16 protein-coding genes are annotated in these 19,338 nt (G+C 53.7%); 8 read left to right on the top strand and 8 right to left on the bottom strand.

Annotated elements, in window-relative coordinates; translation table 11 throughout:
- The coding region (locus U869_RS32480) for a hypothetical protein (protein WP_232785316.1) at positions 1–191 on the bottom strand (191 nt) is incomplete at its 3' end.
- Positions 192–289: 98 nt separating this feature from the next.
- Here U869_RS32480 and U869_RS0102180 point away from each other — a divergent pair.
- The 7 genes from U869_RS0102180 (at position 290) to U869_RS0102215 (ending at position 9,924) form a co-directional block, all read left to right on the top strand.
- Positions 290–523 carry a hypothetical protein gene (locus U869_RS0102180; RefSeq protein WP_025123218.1) on the top strand — a complete coding sequence of 78 codons (234 nt, stop codon included), beginning with the start codon at positions 290–292 and terminating at the stop codon, positions 521–523.
- 318 nt (positions 524–841) lie between these two features.
- Positions 842–2,581, top strand: a complete 1,740-nt coding sequence (gene gcl / locus U869_RS0102190; RefSeq protein ID WP_025123217.1) for a glyoxylate carboligase — start codon at positions 842–844, stop codon at positions 2,579–2,581.
- A gap of 27 nt (positions 2,582–2,608) precedes the next feature.
- The gene (hyi, locus tag U869_RS0102195) at positions 2,609–3,382 is read left to right on the top strand and encodes a hydroxypyruvate isomerase (RefSeq protein WP_025123216.1); all 774 of its coding nucleotides are present in this window, start codon (positions 2,609–2,611) and stop codon (positions 3,380–3,382) included.
- Positions 3,383–3,424: 42 nt separating this feature from the next.
- Complete coding sequence (glxR, locus tag U869_RS0102200) at positions 3,425–4,315, top strand: 2-hydroxy-3-oxopropionate reductase (RefSeq protein ID WP_025123215.1); 891 nt, start codon at positions 3,425–3,427, stop codon at positions 4,313–4,315.
- A 300-nt stretch (positions 4,316–4,615) separates the two neighbouring features.
- Positions 4,616–6,541 carry a dihydroxyacetone kinase operon transcriptional regulator DhaR gene (gene dhaR, locus U869_RS0102205; RefSeq protein ID WP_025123214.1) on the top strand — a complete coding sequence of 642 codons (1,926 nt, stop codon included), beginning with the start codon at positions 4,616–4,618 and terminating at the stop codon, positions 6,539–6,541.
- Between the two features lie 299 nt (positions 6,542–6,840).
- Positions 6,841–8,499: a BCCT family transporter gene (locus tag U869_RS0102210; RefSeq protein ID WP_025123213.1), complete on the top strand. Its 1,659-nt coding sequence runs from the start codon at positions 6,841–6,843 to the stop codon at positions 8,497–8,499.
- Positions 8,500–8,562: 63 nt separating this feature from the next.
- Complete coding sequence (locus tag U869_RS0102215; protein WP_198530712.1) at positions 8,563–9,924, top strand: FAD-dependent oxidoreductase; 1,362 nt, start codon at positions 8,563–8,565, stop codon at positions 9,922–9,924.
- A gap of 436 nt (positions 9,925–10,360) precedes the next feature.
- Here U869_RS0102215 and U869_RS32745 read toward each other — a convergent pair whose 3' ends face one another.
- The 7 genes from U869_RS32745 to U869_RS0102245 all read right to left on the bottom strand — a co-directional run bounded on the left by U869_RS32745 (position 10,361) and on the right by U869_RS0102245 (position 17,905).
- Positions 10,361–10,705, bottom strand: coding sequence for a Na+/H+ antiporter NhaC family protein (locus tag U869_RS32745; protein WP_255328043.1), 345 nt, complete (start codon positions 10,703–10,705; stop codon positions 10,361–10,363).
- Positions 10,705–11,727, bottom strand: coding sequence for a Na+/H+ antiporter NhaC family protein (locus tag U869_RS29140; RefSeq protein ID WP_369795092.1), 1,023 nt, complete (start codon positions 11,725–11,727; stop codon positions 10,705–10,707). The genes U869_RS32745 and U869_RS29140 overlap by 1 nt, the downstream gene beginning before the upstream one ends.
- A 141-nt stretch (positions 11,728–11,868) precedes the next feature.
- Positions 11,869–13,239, bottom strand: coding sequence for an FAD-dependent oxidoreductase (locus U869_RS0102225; RefSeq protein ID WP_025123211.1), 1,371 nt, complete (start codon positions 13,237–13,239; stop codon positions 11,869–11,871).
- 249 nt (positions 13,240–13,488) lie between these two features.
- Positions 13,489–15,873: a phosphoenolpyruvate--protein phosphotransferase gene (gene ptsP / locus U869_RS0102230; protein ID WP_025123210.1), complete on the bottom strand. Its 2,385-nt coding sequence runs from the start codon at positions 15,871–15,873 to the stop codon at positions 13,489–13,491.
- A 4-nt stretch (positions 15,874–15,877) separates the two neighbouring features.
- On the bottom strand, positions 15,878–16,513 hold the full coding sequence (dhaL, locus tag U869_RS0102235; RefSeq protein WP_025123209.1) for a dihydroxyacetone kinase subunit DhaL: 636 nt from the start codon (positions 16,511–16,513) through the stop codon (positions 15,878–15,880).
- 10 nt (positions 16,514–16,523) lie between these two features.
- Positions 16,524–17,588: a dihydroxyacetone kinase subunit DhaK gene (gene dhaK, locus U869_RS0102240; protein ID WP_025123208.1), complete on the bottom strand. Its 1,065-nt coding sequence runs from the start codon at positions 17,586–17,588 to the stop codon at positions 16,524–16,526.
- Between the two features lie 116 nt (positions 17,589–17,704).
- The gene (locus U869_RS0102245) at positions 17,705–17,905 is read right to left on the bottom strand and encodes a hypothetical protein (protein ID WP_025123207.1); all 201 of its coding nucleotides are present in this window, start codon (positions 17,903–17,905) and stop codon (positions 17,705–17,707) included.
- Positions 17,906–17,941: 36 nt separating this feature from the next.
- Here U869_RS0102245 and U869_RS0102250 point away from each other — a divergent pair, with 36 nt between their 5' ends.
- Entirely contained in the window at positions 17,942–19,024 is a 1,083-nt protein-coding gene (locus tag U869_RS0102250) for a glycerol dehydrogenase (protein WP_025123206.1), read from the top strand.
- Positions 19,025–19,338 lie beyond the last annotated feature (314 nt).

Here is a 19,338-nt window from a genome sequence, read left to right on the forward strand (position 1 = left end):
ACACATTGAATACATGACCCAGTATTCAGATGTCGATGGCCAAAAGGCTTACCCGGCAGGTTGATTACTGCATTCTTGAGGCTGACTATCTCGATGCCGATGGGATCGTCTTTGACGACTGTCGCCAGCAAGTGGCAGTAAAACGGTACTTTCTGGCGAACAGTCAGCGGCAGTACGTGGTTTGCCACCACGCCAGCATGCCATCCTACCCGCTGGTGAAGCTAGGCACGGCCAGCCACCTTCGACAAAAGTTTATCCTTACCGAAAACCAGATTAATGGAGCGCGCGTATGAAAACGTCTAAGGAACAGGATGATTATATTTACCTGGCGGTAAACTACTGGATCGTTACCGTCTTGTGCGGCCTTTTCCTGGGGCTGTTTTTACTCGCCATGCTAAATAACTGGGGCGGAGCTTACCGATTATCCTACGGTAGCCTGTTGGTTACCGCAGCTTTTTACGCCATCGAACTCTCTGGCAAAAAAAGAAACGCCAAATTGAGCGTCAAGAATATACGCCAATAGCGGCTATTTGTTGCGGCTAATTTTTAACAAGGTTAAAGCCGTAATGTGTGTCTGGTAAATCATTTAATTGAAAATGGGGCAGGGTAACGGTGAATAATCCGGGTGGTTCAAATTTTACTGATTATTGCCGGTAAGTTGTTCCACAATGAAACACAAAAGGCGCTGGCAATGTTTCATTTTGAACGTCAGACGCACGAGTTGCCGCCAGCCAAAATTATCGAATAATCACGGTTAAATCAAACGTCAATTATAGTAATACCGCGCATTGTCCCGGACTGGCTCAGGACTATGGTGGGTATTAATACCTGGAGACAGCAAATGGCACGAATGAGAGCAATTGAAGCAGCAGTCGAGATTTTGAAAAAAGAAGGCATCAGTGTTGCCTTTGGGGTGCCGGGTGCCGCCATTAACCCCCTGTATGCCGCATTAAAAAAACTGGGCGGGATCGAACACATCCTGGCGCGCCATGTTGAAGGGGCGTCCCATATGGCGGAAGGCTATACGCGGGCCGCGCAGGACAACATCGGCGTGTGCATCGGGACTTCCGGGCCGGCAGGAACCGATATGATCACCGGGCTGTATGCCGCCTGGGCCGATTCGATCCCTATTTTGTGCCTGACCGGTCAGGCGCCGGTTGCCAAACTGCATAAGGAAGACTTCCAATCGGTGGATATTGAGTCCATCGCCAAGCCGGTCACCAAAATGGCCGTGACCATTCTGGAAGCGGGCCAGCTACCCGGAACCTTCCAGAAAGCGTTCTTCGAAATGCGTTCGGGTCGCCCTGGACCGGTATTGATCGATCTGCCGTTTGACGTGCAGATGGCGGAAATCGAGTTTGATATTGAACTCTACCAGCCGATGGTGCCACACCGCCCGCAAGCTACTCGTGCTCAGGCAGTACGTGCGTTGGAAATGTTGAATGCGGCCGAAAAGCCGGTGCTGATTGCCGGTGGTGGCATCATCAACGCCGAAGCCTCCGACCTGCTGGTACAGCTAGCCGAAATTACCGGCGTACCGGTTATTCAGACCTTACGTGGCTGGGGCGCGATTGCCGATGATCATCCGCTGATGGCTGGCCGCATGGGCTGTCAGGCTAACCACCGTTACGGGAATGCCAACTTCCTGGAGTCGGATTTCGTCTTCGGTATCGGTAACCGTTGGGCCAACCGCAACACCGGTGCGCTGGAGACTTACACCAAGGGTCGCAAGTTTATCCACGTCGATATCGAGCCGACGCAAATTGGCCGCGTGTTCAGCCCGGATCTGGGGATTGTTTCCGACGCCAAAGTCGCGTTGGCGTGCTTTGTTGCCGTGGCCAAAGAAATGCAGGCGGCGGGCATGCTGAAAGACCGCAGCGACTGGGCGCGAAGCTGCCTGGCACGTAAGCAGAGCATGCTGCGCCGCGATGACTTCGATTGCACCCCGATCAAACCGCAACGCATCTATCACGAGATGAATAAAGCCTTTGGTAAGGATACCCGTTATATCTCTACCATCGGTCTGGCGCAGATTGCCGCCAACCAGTTCCTGCACGTCTACAAACCACGGCATTGGATCAACGCCTGTCAGGCTGGGCCATTGGGCTGGACGCTGCCTGCCGCATTAGGGGTGGTGAAAGCCGACCCTAAAACTCAGGTAGTGGCGATCTCTGGTGACTACGACTTCCAGTTCCTGGTGGAAGAGTTGGCGGTAGGTGCGCAGTTTAACCTGCCGTATATCCACGTCCTGATCAACAACGCCTATCTCGGCCTGATCCGTCAGGCGCAGCGCGCCTTCGATATCGATTACTGCGTGCAACTGGCGTTCGAGAATATCAATGCGCCAGAAGTGAACGGCTACGGCGTTGACCACGTGAAAGTGGTTGAGGGGCTGGGTTGTAAGGCACTGCGTGTGTTTGACCCAGAGATGATCGGGCCAGCGTTGGAAGAAGCCAAGCAGTTGCGCGATCGTTACCGCGTGCCGGTGGTGGTGGAAGTGATCACCGAGCGGGTCACCAACATCGCCATGGGGCCGGATATCGATAAGGTCACCGAATTTGAAGACATCATCGACCTGTAAGCGTGGCCAACCGGAGGAAAAAAGATCATGCCAAAATTTGCTGCCAACCTGACCATGATGTTTACCGAATACCCATTTATGGAACGCTTTGCGGCGGCCAGAAAAGCGGGTTTTGATGGGGTCGAATATCTGTTCCCTTATGACTTCGCGGCGCAGGACATTGCCCAGGAGTTAGCCAAACACCAGCTCACTCAGGTGCTATTCAACCTGCCTGCGGGCGACTGGGCGCAGGGCGAGCGCGGAATTGCCTGCCTGCCCGATCGTGTAGACGAGTTCCGTAGCGGCGTGGAGAACGCCATCGTTTATGCCAAGGCGCTGGGATGCCGCAAGGTGAACTGTCTGGCGGGTAAGAAGCCAGCACAGCTGACCGACGAACAGGCTACCACCACGCTGATCAACAACCTGACGTTTGCTGCCAATCGCCTGGCGGAACACGGCATTGAACTGGTGATTGAAGCGATCAATACCCGTGATATCCCAGGTTTCTTTGTTAACAACAGCAAACAGGCGGCGGAACTGGTCAAGCAGGTCGGTAGAACCAATCTGCGTTATCAGTACGACATCTATCATATGCAGATCATGGAAGGGGACCTGGCTAAAACCATGGAGCGGCACTTCCCGAGCATTGGCCACCTGCAATTGGCGGATAACCCAGGCCGTCATGAACCCGGTACTGGGGAGATCAACTACCCGTTCCTGTTCCAGCATATTGATGCACTGGGCTATGACGGTTGGATCGGCTGTGAATATGTGCCAGCCAATGGCACCGAAGCCGGTCTGGGCTGGCTGAAGAACCTCTGAACATGACCACCCGCGCCATGGGTGCATAAATAAGGAATCATCATGAAGAATATTGGTTTTATCGGAACGGGCATCATGGGCAAGCCTATGGCCAAAAACCTGCAAGAAGCCGGTTATACGCTGTATTTCGCTGAGCATTTTGAAAAAGCACCGGCGGAGTTGTTGGGTGCCAAGGGCATCGCCTGCCCAACGCCTGCGGCAGTAGCCCTTGCCTGTGAAGTGATTTTTATCATGGTGCCGGATACGCCGCAGGTCGAAGACGTACTGTTCAACGACGACTACGGGGTAGAGAAAGGGCTGAGTGCAGGCAAGACCGTGGTGGATATGAGCTCCATTTCACCAATGGCCACCAAGCGCTTTGCCACCCGGGTGGAGAAAACCGGTGCGCAATATATGGATGCTCCGGTATCCGGTGGTGAAGTGGGTGCCAAAGCGGGCACGCTTTCCATCATGGTAGGCGGGGCTGAAGAGGTCTTTGAGCGTATTAATCCGCTGTTCCAGATCCTGGGTAAGAATATCACCCTGGTAGGCGGACATGGCGATGGCCAGACCTGCAAAGTCGCCAATCAGATCATCGTCGCGCTGAATATTGAAGCGGTTTCCGAAGCCCTGCTGTTTGCTGCCAAAGCCGGGGCCGATCCGGCCCGCGTTCGTCAGGCGCTGATGGGCGGTTTTGCTTCCTCAAAAATTCTTGAGGTTCACGGTGAACGCATGGTTAAGGGCACCTTCGATCCAGGGTTCCGCATTGCGCTGCACCAGAAGGACCTGAACCTGGCGTTGGAAGGGGCACGCGAGCTGCAACTGAATCTGCCTAATACCGCAATGGCTCAGCAACTGTTCAGCACTTGCGCCGCGTTGGGGGGCAGCCAGTGGGATCACTCTGCGATGATCCGCGCGCTGGAACATATGAGCAATTTCTGCATCCGTGATTAAGATTGGCTAACCGCACTCCAGGGGCAACGCCAAATGTCTCCTGGAGTGTCATTCATTACCAATTAACTGTTTTTTTTACCAGATATAACCAGCAAAATCCTAAAACCTGACTAGGGTATTGAACTGTTAATGTTTTTGGTTTGTAGCCATTCATAACCTGTAATTATGAAGAAACCACTTTCATACGAAATATCAATATTCACAATGTGCAGTCATGTAGTATCAAACCACAAGCCGATAAAAAAAAGAAAAGGAATTTAATATAAGGCGCTCTTATTAATAAGCCAGGCGAGGGGTAGTATGGATATTCAGCTAGAACTTAAGAAACGATGGGACTTTTTCCAAAAGCATCATTGGGTTGCTCCGGAATTTTTGTCCTCACCAGTCCTTAAATCCTGGGAACGTTGCTGCAAGCAATCCAGCCCTTATAAATGGATGAAACCGCACATTGTTTCCGGCTTTACCTTGAATTCACTGTTGCATCGCCACCGTACCACCATTCTGGTGGCCGGTATTGTGATCGAAGACACCTATGCGTTGGGGGAACCCGAAGAGATGTTGTTGGCGGTAACCGACGACAACGGCTGCATGCTATCGCTGGTAGGCCACCCGAATCTGATCAATGAACTCAACCAGTTGGGGTTGAAAAAGGGCTGCTTCTGGAACGAGGGGATTATTGGCACCAATGCGGTCAGCCTGTGCCTGGATCAGAACTCACCGGTAGAGATCCTGACAGCAGAACATTACAACAAACACTTACACCCTTATGCCTGTGCTGCGGCGCCATTCTTCGATTTGAGCGGTAAAAAGTGTGGGGCGATCCTGCTCCTCAAGCGTGCAGAACTGCACAGCAAACAAAGCCTGATGATCGCCAATGCCTGTGCCCGTGAGGTGGAGCTGCGGTTGCACATTACCAGTGAACAACTGAGCACCAACAATGTGCTGTGCCAGCGCAATGCGGTACTGGAATGCATGGACGACGGTCTGCTGGCCTGGGATGAAAATATGATCATCACCATGATCAATCCCCAGGCGGCCAACGCCTTCAACCTGCCGGTCAACGACATCATCGGCAAGAATATTCACCAGGTTATCCGCTTCTCGCCGGTCATCATGGCGGGGATCGAACAACGGGTGAAGCTGGTGCGCAAACCCATCACGGTAGAGGTGCTGGGGGAGTTTATCGAAGCCCTGGTTACGCTGCGTCCGTTAAGCGATAACAGCTTCCTGCTGCTCTCCCATCCACTGGACAAGATCCGCGAGTTGGCCCAGCGGCAGATTGGCCGTAGCGCCAATATTACCTTCGAGAACCTGCCCGCCGTGTCGAAAAAGATGCGGCATGTGATCACGGTGGCGAAGCGGGCAGTGAAATCCCGAGTCCCAATCCTGCTGTACGGTGAAGAAGGCGTCGGTAAGCTGGGGTTGGCCATGGCAATACAGAACGAAAGCGAATTTAAAACCGGGCCGTTTATTACCCTTAACTGCGGCATGCTGCACCCCGACAATATGGATAAAGAAGTGTTGGGTTACGATGAAGATAAAGGCCAATCGTCAAAATTCGAACTGGCACACGGCGGCACGCTTTATCTGGAGAATATCGAGTATTTGCCTCCTACCTTGCAAAGCGCCTTGCTGAAAATGCTGAAAACGGGTTTGGTGATGCGTAGCGATAGCCAGCGGCTTATTCCGGTAAACTTCCAGTTTATCGCCAGTGCGCAATCCGATCTGGGGCTTTACGTGTCGCAGAACCGTTTTAGCCGGCAACTCTATTATGAAATTTCCATTCATGAGATTGATATACCGCCGTTAAGAAGTCGTAAGGAGGATATACGCCATATTATCCAGTCGCTAATTAGTGAGCATGGCAAGGCCAATAAAACCTTTATTTCCATTGACGACAAGGCAATGGAGGCGTTGATGAATTATAGCTGGAAGGGTAATAATTCTGAACTCAAGAATAAAATCGAAAAAATCCTGCTGCATCGCAAGGGGCATGTTATTTACTTCGATGAGTTAGCTGACGAAATAAAGAACAACCTGCATCACAGTGCCGGGGGCACGTTGCCGCCTCTGCTATCGTTGGACGAAGTAGAAAGACAAACGATTGAACAGGCCTGGGAGTTGTACGGCGGAAAAATGAATGAAATGGCCAAAGCGTTGAAAATAGGGCGCACCACCCTGTGGCGCAAGATTAATAAATACGGGTTGCAGGCAGCGGTTTCCTGACCAACCTCTGTTTTCCCCTAATGGGCGCGGCATGCTGCGCCCGATTCGCTTGGTAATAGCGTTCCAAAATGAAGCAATTCTTTTACGCAGTGATTCAATATGAAACGTTCTTGGCCTTTAAAACACTAAAGTGTCTATCGCCTCACAGAGTCATATGAATTAACTCCGAGCAATATGCCAACTTGTGTAAGTTATCAACTTTCCGCCTCCCGCAACGGTGAAGTATTGCCGTAACCCATGCCTGGCCAATTAGTATGGGGTAAGAAAGCGATTACCGTATATTTATTTAGAGAGGGCTTATGGAAAATAAAACTTTCGCCCCTGAGAGTAAGGGTAAGATTGATAAGGCCGTATTCTGGCCGGCCACGATCCTGACGTTATTGATGATAGTCGTCTTTATCTCTGCGCCAGAGTCCAGTGGCCGGATATTGGAGAAAATACATGCCGTTACCACCGGTCAGTTAGGGTGGTTTTTCTTACTGTGCACCTTTGGTGTGGTGCTGTTCTGCATTTTCCTGGCCGGTTCCCGTTACGGTAATCTGGTGCTGGGGGAAAAGGGACAGCCTCCGGCCTTCTCCACCTGGGTTTGGCTGGGGATGATCTTTACGTCTGGCACCGGAGGTAGCGTGCTATACTTGGGCGCCGTTGAGTGGATCTACATTATCCAGTCGCCGCCGTTTGGCTTGGTTCCAGGTTCGGTGGACGCCGCCCGCTGGGCGTCTGCGTATGGCATGTTCCATTGGGGGCCTTCCGCCTGGGCCTGGTACATTGCCAGCGCGGTGCCTATCGGTTATTTCCTGCACGTGCGTAAACATACCTCTCTTAAAATCAGTGAGTTCACCCGTCCGCTGTTAGGCAAGCGTGCCGATGGTCTGGCCGGGCATCTGGTCAACTTCCTGTTTATGTTCGGCCTGTTAGGGGGCGTAATGACCTCGCTGGCCTTGGGCACGCCGCTGATTTCAAACGCCATCGTTTATGTCATGGGCTGGGAAAGTAATAATGCCTATATCGATACCTTCGTTATTTTCCTGTGGACCTTTATTCCGTTGGTTGCCCTTATTTTTGGTTTGAAACGCGGGGTGGCGGTATTAAGTGACTGGAACGTCAAGGCCGATGTGATCATGCTGGCCTGTATTGCCGTCTGCGGGCCGCTAGCCTTTATTCTTAACCAGTCCGTCGATGGCCTGGGCTTAATGTTGCAGAACTTTATCTATATGAGTCTGCAAACCGATGCGATCAGAAACGGTGGCTTCCCCCAAAGCTGGACGATTTTCTATTTCTCCTGGTGGGTGGTTTATTCACTGCCGTTCGGTCTGTTTATCGCCAAAATATCCAAGGGACGTACCATTCGTGAATTGGTGCTTGGGGGACTGGTCTCCGGCTCGCTGGGTTGCATGATGTTTTATATGGTGCTGTCGAGCTTTGGTATCGAATTACAGATGAAAGGTGCCGTTGATCTGATTGCCATCATGGCTGAAAAGGGACGTGGGGCAGTGGTGTATACCATGCTCGAACAGCTCCCGTTGAGTACGGTATTTATCTTTGCCTTCGGTTTGATCACCTTGATTTCTTATATCACCGGCCACTGTGCGGTGGGCTATTCCCTGGCGGCGACTACGCAGAAAACGCTGGCGCCGGATGAGTCCCCGGCCCACTGGAATATTGCGTTCTGGTTAATCTTGGCGGGCGTGGTTTCGCTCTCGCTCTATTTTATTAATCCCGAAAGTCTCAAGCCGCTGCAAACGGTCTCGATTTTGACCGCGTTCCCGCTGTGCTTTGTTATCTATATTGTCGCGCACAGCTTTATCAAGCAAATCAACCAGGATTTCCCACGCGGTTTCCCTGTGCCAAGCGATAACGGCAAAGTCTATTTGGACTATATTCCGCCCGCTATCGCCACCCAGGAAGACCTTTCTGATACCGAGGCCATTGGCACTCGGCCAGAAACTGTTGTTTGACCTGCGAAATTTTGACCTTGCCCTGTCAGGGTCAAGTTTATTACTTCCAGAGAGATTGAAATGATGAAGACACTGATTGAACCTACCAAAGAAATCCCGATCATTGCCGAAACCGAAGTGCTGGTGGTCGGGGGCGGTCCTTCCGGGCTAACGGCAGCCATTGCTTCGGCCCGTGCCGGGGCGAAAACCCTGATCGTAGAGCGTTACGGCTGTTTAGGTGGAGTGCTGACCCAGGTTGGGGTGGAAAGTTTTGCCTGGTATCGTCATGCGGGCACCGTGGATTGCGAAGGCATTGGCCGTGAATATGAGGTGCGTGCTCAGGAATTGGGCTTTACCCGGCCAGAGCCACAGTCAATCAGCCAGGTCATCGATTCCGAAGGCTTCAAGGTGGTGGCGGATAAAATGATTGTCGAGGCCGGGGTCACGCCGCTTTACCATTCTTGGGTGGTTGACGTGATCAAGGAGGGCAACACCTTGACCGGCGTGATCGTGGAATCGAAATCGGGGCGCGGGGCGATCCTGGCCCAACGTATTGTCGACTGTACCGGTGATGCCGACGTCGCGGCGCTGGCGGGCGCGCCTTACCATCAGCGTGCCAAGGATCAGTTGATGGGTGTGACGGTGATGTTCCACTGTGCGGGCGTGGACGTGCCGAAATTCCAGAAGTTCGTCAAAGAAGAGCTGAAGCCAACCTATGCCGACTGGGGTAAGAACTGGACGATCCAGACCGCCGGTAAAGAAGACGATATGTTCAGCCCGTATATGGAAGAGATTTTCACCCGGGCTCAGGCCGAAGGGGTGATCCCGGGTGATGCTTCTGCGATTGCAGGAACCTGGTCCAGCTTTACCGATGCAGGCGAAGCGCTACAGTTGAATATGGTGTATGCCTTTGGCTATGACTGCACCAACGTCTGGGATTTGACCCAGGCCGAAATTGCTGGCCGCCAGCAGGCGCTGTGGGCGATCGATGCGTTGCGCCATTACGTGCCGGGCTTTGAAAATGCCAAGCTGCGCAACTTCGGCATGACCTTGGGCACGCGTGAATCACGCCTGATTGACGGTGTGGTGCATGTGTCGGATGAGCATGTGCTGCAACAGGGGCGTTGTGAAGACAGCATCGGCATTTTCCCGGAGTTTATCGATGGTAGCGGTTATCTGATCCTGCCGACCACCGGGCATTATTTCCAAATCCCTTATGGCTGTCTGTTGCCGAAGGTGGTCGACAATCTGCTGGTGGCCGGGCGCTGCATTTCGGCCGGGGTGATCGCCCATACTTCCATGCGCAATATGATGTGCTGCTCGGTAACCGGGCAGGGCGCAGGCACGGCAGCAGCGGAATCCGTCAAGCAGGGCGTCAAGGTGCGCGATATCGATATCAAGGCGTTGCAGGCAACGCTGGTTAAGCAGGGGGCTCGTATCCACTAACGTTAGCTCTTGCTGCAAGCAGTGACCAACCCCCGCAGACTTCCAGGCCTGCGGGGGTTTTGCTTTGTGGAGGTTGTCGCTGTTGTTCATTGTGCTACAGGTGGGGAGCATGCAGAACGCCGACACGCCGTAAACCCGTCCTTGGGGGCTCGCAATCGCGCATCCCTGCGCTCAACGGTCGGCTAACCTGCATGCTCCCCACCTGCCTCAAGCTTGGGAGGTAGCGGTAGTAGGTGTTGTTCTTCAGGCTTGCTCGGTATCAAACTTCAGCTCAGGGCTGGCTCCCTCTCCCCGAATCCGTGTTCAAGGGGTTACTGGACTGTACCGCGGGAGAGGGTTGGGGGGAGGGGAGCGTAATGCCAGGACGGAAGCACAAATAGAAACGCATCCAGCAGGAGTGGTCCATGCTGGATGCGCGAGGTTTACTGCTTATCGATTACTGAGTCAGCAAAATTCCACGCTCTTCGGCCAGTTCCTGTGCTTCTTCATCATCAATTTTCTTGATTTTAAAGCCGGTGAAACCATAGATGGCGGCAAACACCATCGACGCGTAGAAGAAGATGCAATAAGGCATATAGCTAAAGGTTGGCACACCCAACGTGGTCGCCATATACAACCCGGCGGCTGACCATGGGATGATCGGCGCACTCATGGTGCCAAAGTCTTCCAGCGTACGGGCCAGTACCAACGGGTGCATTCTGAGTTGCAGGAACTTTTTGCCCATCAGTTCGGAAACGATGATCTTGTTCAGGCCATCGGAGCCGGTCAGGATGTTGATCACTATGCAGACAAACCGCTGGACATGATGGCGCTAAAGCCGTTGGTGATCTTGCCGGTGATGCCTCTGAGCGCCACGTCCATCATACCGGTACCGGTCAGGATCCCCGCAAAGCCCATGGCGCAGATAATGAAGGCGATAAATCCGCCCTGATTATTCAGCCCGCCCTGTTCCAGCAGCTCTTTGACCGATGACAGCACCTGAGTAGGATCGGCACCAATCATGTGCATCTTGAAGCCACCCATGGTGGATTTGACGCCTTCAATCAGCGGGAAGCCTTGATACAGCCAACCGACCAACACCGCTACCAATGCGCTGCTCAGCAGAGCCGGCACGGTCGGCAAGCGCAGGAAGGTGAAGGCCAGGATGATCAACATCGGCAGCAGTGGCAGAATGCCAAACTTGAACAGGCTGTGCAGTTGCACCAGCAGTTGCAGGCTGTCGGCAGAGATAGCGCCTTGGCTTGGCTGGCTGAAGCCCAGGAACAGGAAGAATACGATGCTGATCAGCGTTGCCGGAATGGTGGTCCACAGCAGGTATTTGATCAGGTCGTACAGTTTGGTTTGCGTTACCGCCGAGGTCAGGTTGGTGGTGTCAGATAACGGTGAGAGTTTGTCACCGAAATAGGCACCGGTAACGATGGCCGCCGCCAGCATCGGCAGGTTGGCCCCCAGGCCGGTACCGATACCGATCAGCGCCACGCCGATCGAGGCCACGGACCCCCATGAAGCACCGGAAACGTAAGACAGAATGGCGTTCAGGATAAAGGCAATGGCAAACAGATAAGACGGATCGAGCAACTGCATGCCGTAATACACCATCATCGGCAGGGTGCCCGCATAGCTCCAGGTGGCGATCATAAAGCCAACAAAAATAACGATCAGCACCGGCGGCATGACCGCCGCAATTTTATCGACGATAAATTGTTGGATGCTATCCCAGTTATATCCCAATCGTATTACGGCGATGGCCCCGGTAAAGGCAGCGGATAATAACAGGCAGACACTGGCGGGCCAACTGAGCACGCCAATCCCCACGGATAAAACAAAAACCATAAAGAGTATAGGCAGTAGAGATTCAGTAAACGTAGGCTGTTTATATCGACGTTCTTCTTTCATTTTTATATGTCCTATAATGAAACTGCTATCTTCATTCCATGGTGTTGGTTAGAAAACTTTCACCCCATTCCCCTCAAGACTGGCTTGTACTTTTTGAATATTTACAGCGGAAACCAATGCGTTATCTTTAATCGCCACGGCAGCCGCAACGCCAGCGCCTTCGCCGATGACAATGCAGCAGCCCATATTGCGGATGGTGGCATAGGCAAACTTATCGGCATCGATGGCATGGCCACACACCAACAGGTTTTCGACTTCCTGCGGCACCATGGCACCGTAAGGGATTTGGAAATAGTGAGGCTGCAACGGTAATTTCAGTTGGCCATTACCGTCGATAAACTCAGGGAAAATACCAATACTGTCTGCATGACGGCCTTGATGGCAGATATCATCTTCGGTCAGGCGGGTGCGGCCAATGATATGGCGCGATTCGCGGGTACCCACGGTCATGCCAAAGTTCTTGAGCGTGGCATTCTCAAAGCCGGGCTGGAATTGGCGCAGCGTTTCGATGGCATAAACTGCCTGCTTGCGGCCATCGATCTCTGCACGGGTCAAATCGAAAACGTCGGTGCAATCCACCTTGGGAATGCTGACCACGTTCATATAGTTGGCATCACCGAATTCCGTCACGGTGCTCCAACTGCCGCCCAACGTCACTTCTTTCGGTACTAAACCGGCCTTTTTGCCCTTGGCAAACACTTTACCCAGATAAGGGCTGAACATTTCCTTACAGGAGTCGTGCACTTCGTAGGACCAGTTCTTGTTCTCTTCATCGGCACCCCAGTCGCCGTATTTCGGCTTGGTGAGCTCGATGTCCGCCAGGAAGCGGGCCTTATTGACGTTGGAACAGCTAAACACCGTGGTGACGCTCATCACGCTGTCTTTATCCGGTTGAATAAACGGTGCCCCGGCCAATGACGCGATATCCGCATCGCCGGTACAGTCGATCACCACCTTGGCAAAAATCACCTGGCGGCCCGATTTACTCTCGGTGATGATGCCCTTTAAATGGTTGCCTTCTTTGATTACGCCCACCGCGGTGATATGCAAGATGCGTTTCACCCCGGCATCTTCCAGCATCTGGTCGGCGACGATTTTAAACTGCTCGGCGTTAATCGCCTGGCTAATGGATTGTGGCTCCGGGTTAGTCGCGCCCATCGCTTTGGCCGTCTCTTCAATTTCTTTAGCCAGCCCGCCGGACTCCACGGTATTTTCATGACGCCACCAGGCAATAGACTCCACGCCTGCGGTGGTCATCATGCCGCCGAAGCAGCCGAATCTTTCCATTAATACGGTATCGGCCCCTTCGCGGGCTGTGCTTAATGCCGCAGCAATGCCAGACGGGCCACCACCGACCACTAAAACTTCCGTTTCAATCAGTACCGGCAGCTGTTTTGCGGGTTCAGTGTAAAATTTCATAGTCATGCACTCCATAGAATATAAATTGTTATTGAATGATCGAATGAAATAGTTAAGTTTTAATATCTGTAAAGCTGTTGGCTTTAATAAATAACCGTGTCTTTTATGATAAACAGTGAAGCTAATGCCCTGGTGTGGCTAGTGTGATAATGTATTAATCTATTTTTTGGCGCAGGGCATTCCCTTTGGCTTATGTCTTCGCCAAATAAAACACCCCGCTACAGAACGCTATAAATAATCAGTGAAGCTTTATATCTCCTTAATTGCGTGGCTGGTGCGCACTTGGGCTTTTAATGCCGGTAACATTGAGGCACTGGCGCTTAATTTGTTGAGGCCCAAATGCAACAACAGTTCCGTTGCGGCCGTATCGCCCGCCATTTCTCCGCACATGCTGACGGGGATCCCGGCGGCGAGTGCGGCCTGGCAGGTGAGCGCTATCGCCTTGAGCACGGCAGGCTCGAGATAGTTAACCAGTGCGGCCACCGCGCTATTGCCACGATCGACTGCCATCACGTACTGGGTTAAATCGTTGGTGCCGATCGAGAAGAAATCGACTTCCTGAGCCAGCACTTCCGCGTTAAGCACTGCCGCGGGGACTTCCACCATAATGCCCAGTGCCAGCTTCGGCTCCAGCGGTAGTGACAGCGCCTGGCGAGCCTGTTCTACCAGGGCTTTCACCGCCTGGAACTCTTCTACGGTGGCGATCATCGGGATCATCAACTGAATGTTGGGCTGCTCGGCGTGCGCTCGTAATACGGCCCGTAGCTGGGTCAGTAACAATTCAGGGTGAGCCAGGCAGAGTCTGACGCCACGCAATCCCAGGAACGGGTTTTCTTCCTGTGCCATCGGGAAGGCGGCCAGCGGTTTGTCGCCTCCGACATCCAGGCTGCGGATGGTCAGCGGCTTGTCGCCAAATGCCGCTGCGATATCGCGGTAAATCTGATACTGCAACGCTTCATCAGGCAGCGTATCGTGCGCCTGGAACAGGAATTCGGTGCGGAACAACCCAACCCCTTCAGCGCCTGCGGCCAGCGCAGCAGCGACATCTTCTGGCCCACCAATATTCGCCAGGATCTGCACCGGCTGGCCATCCAGGGTGATCGCTGGCTGATTGGCTGCCAACCGTTGAGTCTGGCGTTGCTCCAGCCATTCAAGGCGGCGGGCTTCAAGATCCAGCGCGGTTGAGACATCAGGAGCCAACCACAGCAGGCCGTTGAAACCATCCAGGACAACCTCTTGGCCGTTCTGCACCTGTTCCAGACAGCCCTGGGCCTTCACTATCGCCGGGATGCCCATGGCACGCGCCAGAATGGCACTGTGGGAGGTTTTGGCACCTTCACTCAGGCATAGGGCCACTACGTTGTCTTTATCCAGATTGGCCACGTCCGAAGGCATCAGATCTCTGGCCAACAGGATGCTTGGCCCTGACAGCTGCAACCGTTGTGGGCCACTGCCGGTCAACTGACACATCACCTGACGGGCGATGTCCCAAACGTCCGCTTCCCTTTCTCGCATATATTCGCTACCTGCCTGGGCATACTCTTGCGCCAACTGCTGCATGGTGTTTAACCAGGCCGCAGGTGCGATTTGTCCCTGTGCGATCGCATCTTCCACGCGGGTGAGCAGTTCAGGATCGGCCAGCATCAGGCTGTGGGCCTGGAAGATATCGCCTTGTGGTCCTTTGGCCTGTTGTTGCAGGTGTTGCTGTACTCGGGCGCATGCCTGAGCTAGCTGCTGAGATTCGCTTGCACGGTCAACGTAAGGCCGCTCAGGGATCGCTGGCATGACTGCTGTGAAGATAACTGCGGGGCCGCGGGCGATCCCGCCATTGACGGCAATCCCCGTGATGGCACCGGCTACAGCAGGTTCTGGCTGCTCTTCTGGTACTTGCTCGGTGATGATTTCAGCCAGCAGGTGGGCCTCCCCGAAATGATCCTGCGCCAGCGCAGTAAAGGCGGCTACGGCATCGGTAGCCTGTGGCCCGCTGGTGATAAAGTCAATCAGGTCGCCCAGCTTGACGGCCAGCTTCGCAATGCTGTTCAGGCTGCGGGCGTTCACGCGTTGTCCATTGCGCTCCAGCCACACTTCAGCATCCAGACCGGCCAGGGCGCCCACAATAGCGGCGGCTGGTCTGGTGTGTAAGCCATGGGGGTTAGCGACTCGCCATTCGCAGCGCAGTTGTTCACCCGTTGGGGTGGCCACTGCCATTGGTGTGCCAGGAGCGGCTACGCCCAGGTGATCCTGTTTGGCTTCGAGCGCGGCTTCGGCTTCCTGCAACACCTGTTGGGCAGACAGCCCGGCAGCGGCAGCCACCACCGCCGCCATCGTGCCTTCAACCAACGGTGCGGCCGACATGAATACGCGGCTACGCATCTCATCGTCCAGCAGCTCAAGCGCCATTTCGGTGCTGAGCAGGGCGCTGCCCAGGTCCATCAGCACCACGACACCATCATCATGGTAGACCGACTCGATCGCCGTCATGATAGCGATAGCGTCGGTGCCGATAGGATTTTCCGGGTCATCGACGCCTGCGGCCACGGCCAGGGCTGCCTTGCCCTGAGTCATTTGGGTCGCCAGTTCTGCCACACCGTCGGCCAGTTGCCGGCTATGGGATACGATCACGATTCCAACCATCGGGCTACTTCCTTTTAATCGCTTGTTCCAGCGCCTTGAGCATCAACATGGTCGAGGTGGCACCAGGGTCCTGATGACCAATACTGCGCTCGCCCAGATAGCTGGCCCGGCCTTTTTTCGCCTGCATCATGATGGTGCTGACGACGCACTCATCGGCGGTGGTGCTGATTAATGCCAGCACTTGCTCAGGTTCCATGCCGTTGGCCAAGGCTTGCTTGGCTTTTTCCAGCACCGGGATCCAGACATCGCACATCGTCTTGTCGCCCAGGTTGGCTTTGCCGCGCACGACTACGCCTTCAACCCCGACGCTCATCGCGTCGAGCAGATCTTTCAGGTTTAATGCGGTACGGGAGCCCACCGCCGCAGCGGCACGGATAAAGAATGTGCCGTACAGCGGGCCGCTGGCACCGCCAACGCTAGACAGCAAGGTCATGCCGGTATTTTTGAAAATGGTGCCGATATCGTGACGTTCGATACCCGGCAGCAATTCTGCTACGTGCTTGAAGCCCCGGTTCATGTTTAAACCGTGATCGGCATCGCCAATATCGCGATCCAGTTCGGTCAGAAAGTCCATCTGTTCTGCATAGGTGGCGGCACATTGCGCCAGCCATGCCAGGATGTCGGTTTTTTCAATCAGCATCGTTCTCTCCTCAACAGCCCCAACGTAACGCCGGCGTATTGACTGGCGCGTCCCATAACATCAGCATTTCCTGATCGGCTTTAAGCAGCGTGATCGAAACGCCTTCCATATTCAGCGCCGTGCAATAGTTGCCGACCAAACGGCGGGCGATACGGAATCCCGCCTGCTCACAGTTTTGTGCGACCCGGCGATAAACGCCGTACAGCTCGGATTCCGGCGTCGCACCAAGACCATTCACTAATACAATGTAGTCTTGCTGCGCTTCAAACGGCGTATTGGTGACTTCAACGTCATTCCACTGACCGGTCGCCCGATCCCAATGATGGTGATAGCGGGTATAAGGGGTGTTATCGGCCAATTGGGCGAACATGTTGTCGACCAGTTGGTCGGCATTGGTGAACTTGCACAGTTCGATACCTGGTTCACCATGAATGCCGACGCCGAATTCAACCTCATTCTCCGCCAGCACGAAGGACGGTTTGCCTGCCGCAGGGACCACACAAGCGGCAAGAGCGGCACCAAACGATCGGGTCGCGTTATTGATGCGGCGGGCCAGCGCCTCGCACTCGGACAGGTTGTAACCCTTGTCGGCCGCAGCGCCGACGATCTTTTCGACCAGCACCGTACCGGCAACGCCACGGCGGCCTGCGGTGTACAGACTGTCTTTAACGGCCACGTCATCATCGATCAGTACCGCGCCTACCTCGATGCCATCGAAATGCAGCAATTCCACGGCGGTTTCGAAGTTCAGTACGTCGCCGGTGTAGTTCTTGATAAAGAACAGCACGCCTTCGTTGCTGTTGAGCCTTTGGCCGCATTCGTACATCTGGTCGGGGGTGGGGGAGGTGAAGATCTCGCCGGGGCAGGCACCGGTTAACATGCCACGGCCAATAAAGCCTGCATGCAGCGGTTCATGGCCACTGCCACCGCCGGAAATAAGTGCCACCTGGCCCGAGGACTGTTCGTGCCACATGTAACGTGGCTGATAGCTGATCTTCAGCTCGGGATGGGCCATGGCCAACCCCTCCATTTGCTCTTTGACCAGATCCTCAATTTCATTAATCATTTTTTTCATTAGGCTGCCTTGAATAGATCGCAGGGAGTGAGTTTGATTACAGCGATAATATTTTTGGCAGCGAATAGGTGCAATCGACGGTAGTAACGGCCCGAAATGAAACGGTGTCGCAATGCTCAGGTTTCATAATGGAACTTTTTAAGCTTTGCGCGGCTCAGGATGTGATCTTCCCCATAATATGGCAAAAATAGCGGCCTGAAGTTGAAGGTTCTGTCGCTTAAATCAAGCTTCAAACATTGGGTATTGGCACCGAGGTGGTGAATAACGCCCTCAGGTTTATGCTGTTTCCACGCCAAAATCGTTTCTTTTGATGGCATGGCGGAAACCTAACTTCGTAATTATGGACGGTACCCATGGATAAAATCATTATTAGTCCCAGCAAATATGTTCAGGGCGAGAATTTGCTCGGTAATATTGCTCACTATGTTAAACCGATGGGCGGCCAACCGCTGGTGATAGCCGATGAGTTTGTCACCCGTTTGGTTGGCGAGACGGTAAAACACAGCTTTAAACAACATGACTTGCCGCTGGCGATGACGACATTCCACGGCGAGTGCTCGCGTCCGGAGATTGAGCGCATTATTGACCTCTGCGTTGAGCAACATATCGATGTTATCATCGGTATTGGCGGCGGCAAAACGATGGATACCGCCAAGGCAGTCGGTTTTTATCGCCAAATTCCTGTGGTAGTGGCCCCGACCATCGCCTCTACCGATGCGCCAACCAGCGCACTGTCGGTGATCTACACCCCAGAAGGTGAGTTCAGCGAATACCTGATGTTCCCGAAAAACCCCGATATGGTGATGATGGACACCAAGGTGATTGCCGGTGCTCCGGTGCGTCTGCTGGTTTCCGGCATGGGCGATGCGCTTTCCACCTATTTTGAAGCGCGGGCCAACATGGTCTCGGGCAAAAAAACCATGGCAGGAGGCGCGCCGACACGTGCTGCTCAGGCATTGGCCAAACTCTGCTATGAGACGCTGCTGGAAGATGGTCTGAAAGCCAAGGTCGCGGCAGAAAACGGCTGCTGTTCCAAAGCGGTGGAAAATATTATTGAGGCGAATACCTACCTCAGCGGCATCGGTTTTGAAAGCAGCGGCCTGGCGGGGGCGCATGCCATCCACAACGGCTTGACCAAGCTGGAAGAGTGCCATCACCTGTATCACGGGGGAAAAGTGGCGTTCGGTACGCTGGTGCAGTTGGTGCTGGAAAATGCTGCGATGAGCGAAATCAACACCGTGTTGAGCTTCTGCCGTTCTGTCGGTTTGCCGACCAACCTGCATATGATGGGGGTCAAGGAACTGAACATGGCCAAGCTACAGGAAGTGGCGGAAGCGGCCTGTGCGGAAGGGGAAACCATCCACAATTTGCCGTTCCCGGTCCAGGCCAAGGATGTATTGGCGGCTATCGTGACCGCGCACCACTTGGGGTCGTAAGGTAATCCACATTACCTGCCTACGACGCAGAACTAGCTCCCTCTCCTTTTTGGGGAGAGGGTTGGGGTGAGGGGGAACTGCAATCACCGGACATACGTTAGATGAGCACTCACGCTATGTTCCATGATGAAATGAATTGGTGCGTTAAAGGTTCAAAATGGAACATATTTTTATCCTCTTTGAACGATTTGTGATTGGCTGAAAATTAATGCAGTTTGGTGGACAAAGAGGATAACGGTTTTTAGTTAAGCATCATGTTTCCAACGTTTTTAATTAGCGCTTGATGGTGGTGCACCACTAAGGAAGATAATATC

The sequence above is a fragment of the Serratia sp. H1w genome (genome assembly GCF_000633355.1).
In the GTDB taxonomy this organism is placed as follows: domain Bacteria; phylum Pseudomonadota; class Gammaproteobacteria; order Enterobacterales; family Enterobacteriaceae; genus Chania.